Source organism: Acetobacter sp. KSO5, from assembly GCF_044094635.1.
GTDB classification, from domain to species: Bacteria; Pseudomonadota; Alphaproteobacteria; order Acetobacterales; family Acetobacteraceae; genus Acetobacter; species Acetobacter cerevisiae.
Genome location: NZ_CP172014.1, coordinates 2,373,383 through 2,386,106 on the forward strand (window position 1 = coordinate 2,373,383; position 12,724 = coordinate 2,386,106).

Genomic DNA, 12,724 nt, shown 5'->3' on the forward strand with positions numbered 1-12,724 from the left:
TTTTGCGTTTCCGATGGCGCTTTTACAGAGCGCCATCGGAAAACTTGCGGTTCATGTCAGGCTTATTTTTCCGCCCCCCCACACACATCAGGAATAACCAGATTTGTGTAGTTATTTTTCTTAAACCTTCCCGCTTATCTTACGACCACTTTACGAACCATACGCAGCACAAACCCGAATACTGGCAACCGGAATATGCTGTAATATTTCTCTCCTACCCGATGCAGCCGAGACGATTGAATTTTTTCAAGTTCCTGACGAACCAGATCAAACTCACGATCTTTACGTGATATTTCACGCTCAAGATGATTGATATGGTTTGTAAAATCAGTCTGCTTTTTTACGGCTTTCTTTTTTTCTTCAGAAATTTCAGTCAGCTTACTTTGCAATTTTTCCAAACGGGACAAAAGAGCGTCATTCTGGCGCAGGACAGTTGTGCGTTGCTCCCACTCTGCCTGCCGGTCGAGATTAATTCTTTTAACCGTATCCCGAAGCAACTGAACTTCCGCACGTCCACCCTGTTCCGCGAGGGTATAATCTGACGTGCGGTCTTCAAACGTAACAGTCGGAAAGCGATGCAAAGTATAATCAAAAATCGCTTTAATTTTAAAGTAACTTGAAGGTTCAAGCTTAACAGTACGCCCAATCAACGCAGCCAGAGCAGCCATATGGAGACGATCCGTCTCTACGCATTCAAACTGACTCATCAATCCAGCAACAGCGCGAAGAGGTTTCACGCACTGTTCGACTGTCGACCACTGGATGTCATTAAACAAAAGCGGCAAATCGACAGAGTCACGAGGAGGCGTTTTTCGGCCACCCTCTTCATCAAGCCGGAAAATTTGGAGAACGGGGTACTGACCGTCAATTTCCAGATCAGAGAAATGCTCTTCTTTGGTGTAAAACGCCATATCCGGACAAACGAAAATCTGGCTTTCCGGCATCCCCTGACGAAGCAGTTCGTCGTAACTCCGCTGTTCACGGCAGAAAATTGTTACCTGATCTGCATAAGGAACAAATTCAGACCCAAACCCTGAAAAGCTTGTTGGAAGAATGAGTAACTGGCCACCATTTTGAAGAAAGGCGATTGTCTGCTCAAGGTAGGTTTCCCACATTCCCTTGACCCAGCCGCCACTCCCACCCATCACAATATGGGTGTAGCCAGAAAAAGCCTCTTTATGTCGGCCCTGAATGCGTTTGGGGTCCCAATCCAGATCTGCAAACAGATCAAGTGTCCCTAACGCAATCAACCCGTCGCCAAGGTTGCCATAACCCGGATAGAAAACTGCATCGTTCTCGGCAAAGCGCTTCAAGGATTCAATCAGAGAAGAATTCTCTCGAATTTCTGCACGAACAGCTCGCCTGATATTTTTATAGTTTTCATCCATTTAAAGCATTCCCTTTTGCAAGCTGTTCTTCCAGACGCGCATACACCGCAGCAACTCTCAAGCCATAAATGGACTGAGCATGTTGCTGCTCAAAATGTTGATGCAGACAGTGAACCTTATTCTGAATTTCCGCCTCAGACGCATTAAGAAATTCTTTAACCTTAGCGACATACCGCGCCACAAGTTCTGCATCATCAGCGCTGCCATGCACCAGGAAGCCAGATTTGTCCTGAATCAATTCCGGAACCCCACCAACATCCACCGTGATGATTGGAATTTGCATCTGGGCAGCTTCCAGCAGCACATTGGGCAGGCCATCAAAAAGCGATGTATATAAAAAAGCATCCTTATTCGTAAAAGGAATGCTCCCCAACCCACTAAAACCACCTTTATAAACAACATTAGGGCAGTCATCGAAATATTCAGGTTCAAATTGATCCAGAACAGGACTTCCATAAACATAAATTTTTGTTGCTATATTTTCTGCCAGTAGTTCAACAGAAATTTTATGGAGCAGGTCAGGACGTTTTTGCGCATCCAGACGGGAGGCCCATATTAAGCGCCTCGCCCCATCGCTGTGCTGAAGAGGATGTGAAACCGGCTGACTATAGGTGTAAAGAGTTTCAGTTCGCCCCTGATAGGCCGGGATGCGGTATTCCAGCTGTTTAAGATTAAGGCCGTGATCTGAAACGACATAATCTATATAATTTCTATATTCACTCAGGAAACGATATTCAGCACCATCTTCGTAAATAACACTATCCATAATATAATAAGAGGAACAGAAGTAAAAATAAACTAACTGCCTACTCTTAAAGAATTCGGCGTAGGCCTTCATAACGGCTTCACAGAACGGGCAGAATTTCATGAAAATTCTTGCATCCACCGCAAAATTTTCAATAACCCGAATTGCCATCTCAGGTATCCGCACAGCATCATGCGCATCCAGAATCTCATACAGATCGAGAACGTCCAGCCCATCAGGAATCTGATAGCGTTCTTTAGAGTGGCAAAGCTCCTGCCCCAGGATCAATAAGCACGATCTGTTGCCTTCTTGAATGGCTGTTTCTATAAAATTCAGAACGTACTTCTCGCCGCCACCTTTGGAAAGGAACGGCAGGAAAAATACGTCCGTATAGTGTTTTCCTTGAACAACCTTGCAGATTTTTTCATAAGCCTGTCCGAACGCCTGCGAAATCCCAACATTGGTAAAAAACTGGGCATCCCGAAGACTATAAGGATGTATTTCCGGCTCAATCAGATTTGCCTGATGAATGAGCTCTCGTAAATAAAATGATTTGGTATAGGATTTTTTAAAATCAATATGAATTTGTGGAAGAACAGTCCCCTGATCCCTCTGTTCCAGAAGCTTTAAAAACTCATTTCCTTCAAAAAAAGCAGAATTAGGCACCATCCGCTTCTGGTCTCTGCCAAGAGATGCCATGATGCTACCGTTTCTCTGCCGGTAAAAAACAATTGTATCCTGCGCCACAAGCAGATCAAAGCCTGCGCAAATCAAACGTAAATTAATATCATAATCTTCATAAGCATAAACGGTGCCGGATGAGCAATCCCTGTAAGGTATGCTTAAGAGGTCTGCGCGTCTTGCCATAAAACGGGAAACATAAGGATGTTCACCCGCCATTCTGTACAGACCAACCCGGTCCAGAGAATAAAATTTGCAAACATAACTGCCATCCCCGAAAGAATGATAATACTCGGGGAAGGCTACTATTTTCTTATTTTGGGAAGCCTGATGAAGTTGATAAAGCTCATAAATGAAATTTCTGGAAACTAAATCGTCGGCATCAGCTGTGACGATGTATTCACCAACAGCGACCTCAATACCATAATTGCGTGCCAGCCCCAGAGAACGCACTTCAATATTTTCAAGCCTGATAGCATCAAAACCTGTGTAATCATAATTCTTTAAAAGGGTCAGCGTTCTCTCATCAGCATAGTCCGCAACAATTACCAGCTCAGATTTAATTTCATGTAATTGTGCATGCTGCACGGTATCAAGCAGAGAGCGTAGCGTGGGGTATAATAAATCCTGTTCACGATGAACGTTCAAAACAAGAGAGACATCTATACCTGACATAAAAAATTCCCACGCAACGCTAAAAGTAAAATTAAAAAAGTGCCTTCCTTAAGAAAAATACCCATACGCAAGGAAGAGAGTATTCATGCCGTCAGGCAGGATCGACAAAGAAAGAAGGCAAAGACTTATCATCACTTTGCAGCAGGGCATCAATCTGGTCACAGGCTGCCAGAGCTTCCGTAATGGTCACATCCATATCCAGATAGCGATAGGTGCCAAGGCGGCCCATGAAAGACACACCACTTTCTGATTTGGCCAGCGCAATATAGCTGTCCAGCATCTTCTTTTCGTTCACCAGACGGATGGGATAGTATGGAACATCCCCTTCATCTGCCAGACGGCTATATTCGCGGAAACAAACCGTTTTGGAGAATTTTTCCTGCTCCCACGGGGCAAAATGCTTGTGTTCTGAAATCCGGGTAAACGGCACCGTTTCATCGCAATAGTTGATAACAGCAGTACCCTGATGATCGCCTTCATCAACAAACCGTTCAAAATCAAGCGTCCGATAGCCAAGACGCCCGAGACGAAACTGGAAATAGCGATCAATCGGGCCTGTGTAGAAGACGTGATCGTACTTTTCTTCTAGGCTTTCAAAGGAACAGCCCAGCCGAATATCAATCCCGTCTACAGCCAGAATATTCTGGATAATGCTCGTATAGCCGTCTTCCGGCATGCCCTGATACGGATGATTGAAGTAGTTATCGTCATAGTTAAAGCGAAGCGGCAGGCGCTTCAAAATAGACGCCGGGAGTTCAGTCGGCTCCAGCCCCCACTGCTTGCGCGTATAACCGTAGAAAAAGGCCTTATAGAGCTCCGGACCAATCATGCTCAGCGCCTGCTCTTCAAAAGAGCGGGGAGCCTGAATTGAACGGTCGGCTTTATTTTCAATAAAAGCCCGCGCTTCCTTCGGTCCCATGGTTGTCCCGAAGAACTGATTGATCGTCAGAAGGTTAACCGGCAGCGTATAGACACGATCTTTGGAAATTGCCTTCACGCGGTTGACGTAAGGCTGAAATTTCCCGAAGCGCTGGACGTAATCCCACGCTCTTTTGTCTGCTGTGTGGAAAATATGAGGGCCATATTTGTGGACCATCACGCCGGTTTCTGCGTCTCGCTCCGTGTGGCAGTTCCCACCCAGATTCGGGCGTTCATCTACAACCGTCACCTTATGGCCACGCTCAGCCAGATGCCGGGCAATGATCGCCCCGCTAAAACCAGCACCCACAACGCAGAATGATCTCAAAATTTGACTCCCGACACAATCAAACATGCGTTCAGCCAGAGCGACTATTGTCGAGCCACGCTAAACGCCTTTTTTCTCTTAGCAGGCCTACCCTTGCCCTCCGCTTTGGGCAAGTAACAGCCAGAAAGAACGGCAGTATTTTTTGAAAAAGAGTTGGCGCGCCCTGCTGGATTCGAACCAGCGACCCACAGCTTAGAAGGCTGTTGCTCTATCCAACTGAGCTAAGGGCGCGTACTCTGCACCCCCCCGATAGTCGGAAATATCCGGAAAATCAATGGGTCCAGTTCTGGATCCGGTCAAACCGGAAGTTATCCGCATAGACTTTAGGCTTACGGATACGCTGAACAGGGGTTTCAACTTCGTAGCCTATCTGCTCACGCTGAGCATAAGCCACAGCGTCCTCACAGGAGGCAAAATACAAACGCAGCTGAGACTGGGTATCCTGACTCCCGGTCCAGCCCATCAGTGGGTCCTGATGCCTTGGAGCCGTTTGTCCGTATTCAAAAACCCACTCACGCGTGCCAGCCAGTCCTGACTGCCCCGCCGCTTTAGGCTGCTTATAAATCCGTGCCGGCATGGTGATGCCTCCAGATATATGTGGTCGGGGCGCCCGGACTCGAACCGGGGGCCTCGTGTACCCAAAACACGCGCGCTACCAGGCTGCGCCACGCCCCGAATGCAGCGGAACCTAAGCGGCATTCGGCAGGCTGGCAAGCCCATTGCGGTAAAAAATCAGTCAGCCTTGTCCATTGTCTTGCTGGCAAGCGGCGGAACAAACAGCGGAGCCGTGTCCCACGGGAATAAAACCCAGGTATCCTGCGGCACTTCAACCACAAAGTGATTCGTCAGATCCATTCCGGCAGGCTTGGCATACAGACAGGCAAAATAGGCTTTGGGCAGCCGCTCACGCACCACACGGGCTGTCACACCAGAATCCACCAGGTCATCAATAACAAGGAAGCCCTCGCCATCGCCCGCTGCATCAGGAGACTTGATGATGGTGGGCTTGCCGCGCTCTTCTTCATCATAAGTGACAACGGAAATGGTCTCGACCAGACGGCAATTCAGTTCCCGCGCAATAATAGCTGCCGGGATCAACCCACCGCGTGTGACGGCCACCACGCCTTTAAACGGCATTTTGGGCACAAGAGCCTCTGCCAGAATACGAGCATCTCTATGTAACTGGTCCCACGTGACAGTCGCGTAGTTTACGGCCATCTGGCTCTACTTCCTCTTCAAACAAACATACAGGCCAGACAGACCCAGCCAACAGGCCCCCTTTTGGGCCTTGCAGCGCCCTTCTGCCACTAGTCCGGGCCGCGCTGCAAATTTCCATTAAGAAAAATTTCCTGCTTCGGGGAATATGGCGGAATTTTCTTTCAATCGTTATGCTTCCCCCATGACTTTAGAAACCCCTCCCCCCCTCCCTCCTGTGGTGCTTGATCACCCGCTCATCCAGCACAAGCTGACCCACCTGCGCCGCAAGGAAACTTCTACAGCGGGTTTCCGGCGGCTGGTGCGCGAACTCAGCCTGCTGATGTGCTACGAAGCCACGCGCGATCTCCCTCTGGAGCCGGTCGAAATTACAACGCCGCTCGAAACGATGCAGGGCGAACAGCTGGCTGGCCCGGATGTCTGCTTCATTTCCATTCTGCGGGCAGGCAATGGTCTGCTGGATGGCATGCTGGACCTCGTGCCGTTCGCGCCTGTTGGGCACATTGGCCTGTATCGTGACCCCGATAGCCTTGAGGCTGTGGAATATTACCTCAAGCTGCCGACGCAGATTGCCTCACGCCGCTGCATTGTTGTGGACCCCATGCTGGCCACCGGCCACAGTGCTGCTGCTGCTCTGACGCGCCTGAAGGAACAGGGGGCCAAACGTCTGCTGTTTGTCTGCCTGCTCTCCACGCCGGAAGGCATTGCCTGCCTGCAAAAAGCCCACCCGGATGTGCCCATCCTGACGTGCTCGATTGATCGCGGACTGGACGAACACGGCTATATCCGCCCCGGTCTTGGGGACGCTGGCGACCGTCTGTTCAGCACCCGTTAATCCGCATGGCGTCCGCTCCGGTTTTGGCATCCGCTCGCCGCATTCTGCTTCTTGGTCTGCTGGCGGGCTATATCAATGCGCTCAGCTTTATTGATCTGGGCGGGATGTTCGCGGGCGCCATGACCGGAAACACCATCCATATGGACGCCACTTTGGCAGCGGGAAACTGGCCGCATGGTCTGCAGGTTGCAGAACTCATTCTGGTCTTTTTCCTGACTGCCATTCTTGCAGCCTGCCTCAGACTTATTGCTCTGCCAGTCTATGGCTTTGTGATAATGGCTGTCCTGCTAGTTATCGCACAGAGCGTTCATGGCGCACCCAATCAGGTGCGTTATGAATGCCTTGTACTGCCAGCCCTCATGGCCATTCAGGGACAGACGCTGGCACGTTTTTCCGGCAATGCCATTCAGACCGTCGTCATCACCAGCAATCTGCTGAAATGCGCTGCGGCCTTTGCTGCATGGCTCATGTCTTGCCTGCCGGGCAGCGCTGTTCCGCGCCCCCCTCGCAGTGCCATTTTTCTACCCGGCCTGTCATGGGTGGCCTTTCTGATGGGGGCCGCAACAGCCTCCATCGCTCTGAGCCTGAAAAGCAGCCTGCCCTTCCTGTGGCCACTGCCGCTGGTCGCCTTACTGTGCTGGGACATCAGCCGGGCAGAACGCGCCAACTGTCTTGACTGACCCGCTCCGCTTTCCCGAATAGCTGACATGCCCGCGGGCTCTTGGTGCCACACGCCGTTCTCAGTAGGACACTCAGATGACAAAGACTGGGGAACAGGGCGGCCAAGTATGAGCATATCGTGGGGTGATTTTCAGGCTGTCGTGCAGCTCTCTGCGGGTCTTAACGTCGCCATTCTCAGTTTTGTCGATATCAGCCTGCCCGCCATCAAGGAGCGGCGTCGGGTCTTTGTCAAAGCCCGGCAGGAACTGGATATTCACCGCAAAAACCCCCACATGCGCACGGACGCCCAAAAAGAAAGCCATGCCAACGCCATAGATGATGTGGATCGCCGGCTTTTTGACCTCTGGCGCGAAACCTCAGCTTTTGAAAGCATTGAGGATTCCCTGATAAAATCCACCGGCGTCTTTGGATTTTTTGGCGCTGTGCTCAGCATTGGCCTGCTCTGGTATTCCGCCCTGCACTATAATGAAGACATCTCTTTCACAGGCGAATTGCTGACTGTCCTGTCTTTTTTCTCATTGCTAGCCGCGTTTCTCATCAATTTCGTCACGGCCTCCAAGGCGTCGCAATATACCAAACGGTGCAACGCCCTGCGCGACCATATGCGGGTCAAGCTCTAACCCGCTGCCCATCCTTACGGGCTCCCGCCATAAGTCAGTTTGTAGATCGTGCCGGACAAATCATCACTGATCAGCACACTCCCATCCGCCATGGGCTGCACATCCACCGGACGCCCCCATGCGGTCTGACCATGCCGAAATCCGCTCACCAGCACGTCCGGCGCCTGCGGTTTTCCATCCGGCCCGAAATGCACCGTGACAACCTGATACCCGGCAAGCGAACTGCGATTCCATGAGCCGTGCTCGGCAATAATCAGCGCGTTCCGATACGATGCCGGAAACTGCGTCCCCTCATAAAAGCGCAGCCCCAGAGCCGCCACATGCGCCCCCAAAAGCAAGGCTGGCGGTGTGAACTCACTACAGGCATGCTGCTTTCCAAATTGCGGATCAGGCAGATTGCCCTGATGGCAATATGGATACCCAAACGATTCTCCGGGGCGGCCAACCCGATTCAGCTCGTCCGAGGGAGTATCGTCTCCCAGATTATCCCGCCCGTTATCGGTAAACCATAAGGCACCGTTTCCCGGTTGCCATGTGAAACCCACCGTATTGCGAATACCAAAGGCAACGTCCTGTCGGTCAGTCCCATCCGGCTTCATGCTGAGCAGGCGACCAAATTTATGCCCGACATCGCAAATATTACAGGGCGCACCAATGGGCACATACAGCCTGCCATCTGGCCCAAAGGCGATAAATTTCCAGGAGTGGTCCCCATCCTCATACGGCAACGCATCCGCGACCACCTCCGGTGCAGGCGGAGCATCCAGATGGTGCTCAATGTCCCGCAGAGCCACAATGCGCTGAGTATCGGAGATGTAGAGATCACCCCGGTAAAACGCCACGCCAACCGGCAGATCCAGCCCATGGGCAATGGTCCGGACTTTGGTGGCATGGCCAGCCTGATCAGTGGAAATGGCATAGACCACGCCCGGCCCCATTGTACCGACAAACACTGTGCCCTGCGCCCCAATGGCCATTTCCCGTGCGCCGGGCACCTGAGCGGAGAAAATCCCGATATGAAATCCCGTCGGAACGCGTAGTTCAGCGAGCTTGGCTGCGGCCAGAGCGTGCCCGGACGTCAGCACTGTTGAAACGGCACTCACCACACACGCGAACAGTGCGCCGGCAGATCTGTTTTTGAAAGGTCTCTGCATCGCTTTCCCCCGGCCACGAAAATCGGTCCCTTATCTGCTGTAAACGCGCCATCCCGCATCTTCAAAAACAAATACGCCCCGGCAGGTCGTTCTGACGCATTTATGAAGAGGCCCCGTAGAACGATAACCCGCTGAGCTGTGTCCCGTATCTGAGAGTTGTATGACGTCGCCACCCACCCAATATAGAGGGCGGAAAAGGGTCTTCCTCATTATAGCCCTTCGATATTGAAGAAACGGATCGTAACAATGCGTCTTAATACTAAAGCGTCTCTGGCCGCCCTGGCTGTTCTGACAGCCACTCCGATGCTGGCCCACGCAGAAAGCCTCCATACCAAATGGGAAAACCTCAAGGCTGGCCGCGCCTTCCATCACCTGTCTGCCGACGGTCAGCGCGCCATGGCGGATATTGTGCAGGCGCGTGAAACGCTTGCCGCTGGCAACACCGATGCCGCCATCCCGGCCCTTTACGACGCCCAGAAGCGTCTGACGGCAGCCAGCAAGGCGGAAACGAAATTTGATGCCGCAGAAAGCCAGCTTCAGCCCGCCCCTCAGCACCCGGTTTCTCCGTCCCACATGCCGGTGACAACTCCGACCACATGGCTCCCGGTTGGCGGTGAATTTATTGCCACGGAAACGCTGGCTCCGGAAAAGAAAGCCGCCGTTGCGACAGCCAATGGCCAGCTTAAAGCCGGTCAGCCAGATCAGGCTGCTCAGACCATGCAGGTTATGGGAGAAGATGCCGATTTCATTATCGCGCTGACCCCGCTGGCTCAGACACAGGGTGCCCTGAACCGCGCAACGGTCTTTACTGAAGGCAAGCAGGCTCCGGAAGCCGTCGCCGCCCTCGACCAGATCCTCAACGGTCTGGTTTTTGTCTCAGAAGATTTTGCAGAAACTGCAATGCCGGATAACGGTAAAGCCCCCGCAAAATCCAGCCACTAACCCGTTTAATACTAAAGGCCGGAGGAGCAGACTGCCCCTCCGGCCTTCAGAGTTTCCTTACGCACAATCGTGCGTAAGGCTGCCTGTCAGATCAGGCTTTTAGAAGTCGACGCTCGCCGAGCCCATCACCATAAACGGTGCGGCGATGGAATAGGTCGTGCTGCCGCCCTTGATCTTGGAACCATACATCCCAGTTGTTGCCAGCGCATTGGCCGCGGTGCCATTCACAAAGCCGAGATAGTGACGGTCTGTAATATTCCGCAGGTTCAGACGCAGGGTCGGGGATTTCATGATACCCCAATCCTTGAAACGATAACCCGCATTGATGTTCATCGTCAGATAACCAGGGATATGCTGGTCATTCACAAAGGTTGAATACTGTTTGGCGACATATTTCAGGCTGTAGCCCCCGAAGAAGTGCCCATCATCATAATCCAGGTTGAAGCCCAGCTGATATTTCGGCGTCTGCGGTGCAAACTTGCCTTTACTGAACACAAAGTCACTGGAGCCACCGGCCGCAATATTGCTGTCCGTACGGGCGTTAATGTATTCCGCGGAGAAATACGGACGCAGGTGATACAGAATAGGCCGCGTGCCGATTTCCATATCCACACCATCAGCGTGGGAGTTCCCACCATTGATACTACGGGTGTAGGTATAGCCGGAATCCGTTGTGATCGTCTGCTGATACAGGCGGTTGGTAAAGTTATAATGGAAGTACGACACAGAGCTCATGATCGTCGGGCCCTGATAACGCCAGCCAAATTCTTCGGAAATAGAGATTTCCGGCTTCATGTTGGCATTGGCCTGCGTGCTGTAGCCATGCAGCGTCGTGCTATACGTCCCGGAGTCATACAAAGACGTATTCATCGGAATACGGAAGTTGGTGGTGGAAGAGGCAAAAATCTGGTTTTCATCGTTAATTTTATAACGAATAGACACAGCCGGCAGCGGCTGCTGCCAGGACCCTTTGATGTACGGCCCGGTGGACGTATTCGGCAGGTTATTCTGCCCGTCACGGTTCACCACAGCATATTTCAGGCCAGCTTCAAGAGTAAGGCGATTATTCAGCAGAGACAGACTGTCCACAATGAACATCGTATGAATACGGGTCTGTGTCAGTGTATCGCGATACTGAGCGGTCACCCCGTTGGAATAGACCATGTTCGGGCCACCACCCAGCAGGTCATTAGGCTGGCCGGTTTCGTTATCAATCAGGCTGAACGGAGCCGTCTGGCGCTGCTTTGAATATTCAAACCAGTACCCAACGGTCAGACGGTTGATACCGGTGTGCAGAGACAGTTTTGTCACCGCACCGGGGCGATAGGTCTGCGTGTTGGACGGATTATACAAAATCAGAGATTTTGTGTTGGACGCATTATACGGCCCGATAGACCCGGTCACTTTCTGCTCGCCATACTGCTGGCTGGTCAGGTTTTCGCTATAGGCGCCGCCACCGTTCCCGTTCCCGTACCAGAAATACGGTGTTTCGGTCAGGGTCAGGTTATCGGTCAGCGTAAAGGTTGAAGGCGCACTGGCGTAAATGTTGGTGAACGGGTTCCGGTGCAGCTGGTAGTAGTTGCTGCTCGGGTTCTTCGGATCCCATTTGCTGGCGTAGCTATTGTGAATACCCTTCTGTTGCCAAGTATCCATATAGGTCGTCGGGAAGAGAACGCCGGTGGACTGGTTCCCCACCAGAGAGAAGGACATAACGTTGCCCTTACCCCAGGCGCTCACCCATTTGGTCTCACCATGCAGCTTGTTCTGGCCACCCGGCCCGCGCCAGGACTGCTCAGCGGCATCGGAGAAGGACACAAAGCCTTTGACGTTGGTATGGCCAATATAACCGGTATCCAGACGCCCAAAAATACGGCGGGCGTTATAGTTCCCGTAGGAACCAACAACTTTTCCGCCCAGATGATCTTTCGGGTTCATCAGATACATGTTCACAGCACCGCCGGTGGCGCTGATATGCGGGCTGTCCAGATCTGCTGAACCCTGCTCCACGTTAATGGTGCGCAGGTTTTCAGGGTCCACAATTTCCTGCGGATAGACAGCGTAGCTGCCGATATCGTTGATCGGGAAACCTTCGAGCGTGAACCCGATCTGGCTTTCCGTCAGACCACGCATGGTCACATGGCCACCGGAAAGACCCATCGGATCTGTCGAGGTGGTATTCACACCCGGCAGCATTTCAATCAGCTGCATCGGGTTCAGACCAGCGGCCTGCTTTTCAATATATTCTGCGGTGACGGTGGAGCGCGACTTGGGCGCGTCTTCCTTAACCATCAGACCACCGCCAACCTGCCGGTGGCGCGCACCCTTCACTTCGACCTTTTCAGGCCCCTGATCTGTCGGTGCGGTTGAGCCCATCATGGAAGGCTCGCTGGTGGAAACTTTTGACGATGAAGCAGCGCGCACATGCCCGCTGTTCTTTTCCGTCGTGTCAGGTTCAGCAGCGGCAAAAGCCACTGAGAACGGGAGCGTTGTAAAGCCAATCAGCGCGGAAGTGGCCAAAAGTTTCTGCATAGTGGTCAACAGT

11 protein-coding genes and 2 tRNA genes are annotated in these 12,724 nt (G+C 52.1%); 4 read left to right on the forward strand and 9 right to left on the reverse strand.

Annotated features, from left to right (window positions below; all coding sequences use genetic code 11):
* Nucleotides 1–134: 134 nt before the first annotated feature.
* The 7 genes from ACHQGU_RS10655 to gpt form a co-directional block, all read right to left on the reverse strand.
* Nucleotides 135–1,388: a polysaccharide pyruvyl transferase family protein gene (locus ACHQGU_RS10655; protein ID WP_395495006.1), complete on the reverse strand. Its 1,254-nt coding sequence runs from the start codon at nucleotides 1,386–1,388 to the stop codon at nucleotides 135–137.
* Entirely contained in the window at nucleotides 1,381–3,489 is a 2,109-nt protein-coding gene (locus ACHQGU_RS10660; RefSeq protein WP_395495007.1) for a glycosyltransferase, read from the reverse strand. Before ACHQGU_RS10660 ends, ACHQGU_RS10655 begins: the two co-directional genes overlap by 8 nt.
* Nucleotides 3,490–3,580: 91 nt before the next feature.
* A complete protein-coding gene (gene glf / locus ACHQGU_RS10665; RefSeq protein ID WP_395495008.1) occupies nucleotides 3,581–4,735 on the reverse strand; it encodes a UDP-galactopyranose mutase in 1,155 nt (384 codons plus the stop codon).
* Nucleotides 4,736–4,889: 154 nt separating this feature from the next.
* Nucleotides 4,890–4,966 (reverse strand) — tRNA-Arg (locus ACHQGU_RS10670).
* 40 nt (nucleotides 4,967–5,006) lie between these two features.
* Nucleotides 5,007–5,312: an ETC complex I subunit gene (locus ACHQGU_RS10675; RefSeq protein ID WP_253554401.1), complete on the reverse strand. Its 306-nt coding sequence runs from the start codon at nucleotides 5,310–5,312 to the stop codon at nucleotides 5,007–5,009.
* Nucleotides 5,313–5,333: 21 nt separating this feature from the next.
* Nucleotides 5,334–5,410 (reverse strand) — tRNA-Pro (locus tag ACHQGU_RS10680).
* A 57-nt stretch (nucleotides 5,411–5,467) separates the two neighbouring features.
* Nucleotides 5,468–5,953: a xanthine phosphoribosyltransferase gene (gene gpt, locus ACHQGU_RS10685; protein ID WP_062143990.1), complete on the reverse strand. Its 486-nt coding sequence runs from the start codon at nucleotides 5,951–5,953 to the stop codon at nucleotides 5,468–5,470.
* Nucleotides 5,954–6,134: 181 nt separating this feature from the next.
* Here gpt and upp point away from each other — a divergent pair, with 181 nt between their 5' ends.
* From upp to ACHQGU_RS10700, 3 genes are all read left to right on the forward strand, one after another.
* Nucleotides 6,135–6,785, forward strand: a complete 651-nt coding sequence (gene upp / locus ACHQGU_RS10690; RefSeq protein ID WP_062144009.1) for a uracil phosphoribosyltransferase — start codon at nucleotides 6,135–6,137, stop codon at nucleotides 6,783–6,785.
* Between the two features lie 5 nt (nucleotides 6,786–6,790).
* On the forward strand, nucleotides 6,791–7,465 hold the full coding sequence (locus ACHQGU_RS10695; protein ID WP_395495009.1) for a YoaK family protein: 675 nt from the start codon (nucleotides 6,791–6,793) through the stop codon (nucleotides 7,463–7,465).
* 108 nt (nucleotides 7,466–7,573) lie between these two features.
* Nucleotides 7,574–8,086, forward strand: a complete 513-nt coding sequence (locus tag ACHQGU_RS10700; RefSeq protein ID WP_043550527.1) for a hypothetical protein — start codon at nucleotides 7,574–7,576, stop codon at nucleotides 8,084–8,086.
* A 14-nt stretch (nucleotides 8,087–8,100) separates the two neighbouring features.
* Here ACHQGU_RS10700 and ACHQGU_RS10705 read toward each other — a convergent pair whose 3' ends face one another.
* Entirely contained in the window at nucleotides 8,101–9,240 is a 1,140-nt protein-coding gene (locus tag ACHQGU_RS10705) for a PQQ-dependent sugar dehydrogenase (RefSeq protein ID WP_395495010.1), read from the reverse strand.
* A gap of 246 nt (nucleotides 9,241–9,486) precedes the next feature.
* On the opposite strand from ACHQGU_RS10705, the gene ACHQGU_RS10710 reads away from it, so the two are divergent.
* Entirely contained in the window at nucleotides 9,487–10,182 is a 696-nt protein-coding gene (locus ACHQGU_RS10710; RefSeq protein ID WP_395495011.1) for a YfdX family protein, read from the forward strand.
* A gap of 99 nt (nucleotides 10,183–10,281) precedes the next feature.
* On the opposite strand, the gene ACHQGU_RS10715 is transcribed toward ACHQGU_RS10710, so the two are convergent.
* Complete coding sequence (locus ACHQGU_RS10715) at nucleotides 10,282–12,711, reverse strand: TonB-dependent receptor (protein WP_395495012.1); 2,430 nt, start codon at nucleotides 12,709–12,711, stop codon at nucleotides 10,282–10,284.
* Nucleotides 12,712–12,724 lie beyond the last annotated feature (13 nt).

Bases quoted from the DNA above. Each gene is read 5' to 3' on its own strand.
- ACHQGU_RS10655 (WP_395495006.1), bottom strand. From the start codon at position 1,388: ATGGATGAAAACTATAAAAATATCAGGCGAGCTGTTCGTGCAGAAATT.
- ACHQGU_RS10660 (WP_395495007.1), bottom strand. From the start codon at position 3,489: ATGTCAGGTATAGATGTCTCTCTTGTTTTGAACGTTCATCGTGAACAG.
- ACHQGU_RS10675 (WP_253554401.1), bottom strand. From the start codon at position 5,312: ATGCCGGCACGGATTTATAAGCAGCCTAAAGCGGCGGGGCAGTCAGGA.
- gpt (WP_062143990.1), bottom strand. From the start codon at position 5,953: ATGGCCGTAAACTACGCGACTGTCACGTGGGACCAGTTACATAGAGAT.
- upp (WP_062144009.1), top strand. From the start codon at position 6,135: ATGACTTTAGAAACCCCTCCCCCCCTCCCTCCTGTGGTGCTTGATCAC.
- ACHQGU_RS10695 (WP_395495009.1), top strand. From the start codon at position 6,791: ATGGCGTCCGCTCCGGTTTTGGCATCCGCTCGCCGCATTCTGCTTCTT.
- ACHQGU_RS10700 (WP_043550527.1), top strand. From the start codon at position 7,574: ATGAGCATATCGTGGGGTGATTTTCAGGCTGTCGTGCAGCTCTCTGCG.
- ACHQGU_RS10705 (WP_395495010.1), bottom strand. From the start codon at position 9,240: ATGCAGAGACCTTTCAAAAACAGATCTGCCGGCGCACTGTTCGCGTGT.
- ACHQGU_RS10710 (WP_395495011.1), top strand. From the start codon at position 9,487: ATGCGTCTTAATACTAAAGCGTCTCTGGCCGCCCTGGCTGTTCTGACA.
- ACHQGU_RS10715 (WP_395495012.1), bottom strand. From the start codon at position 12,711: ATGCAGAAACTTTTGGCCACTTCCGCGCTGATTGGCTTTACAACGCTC.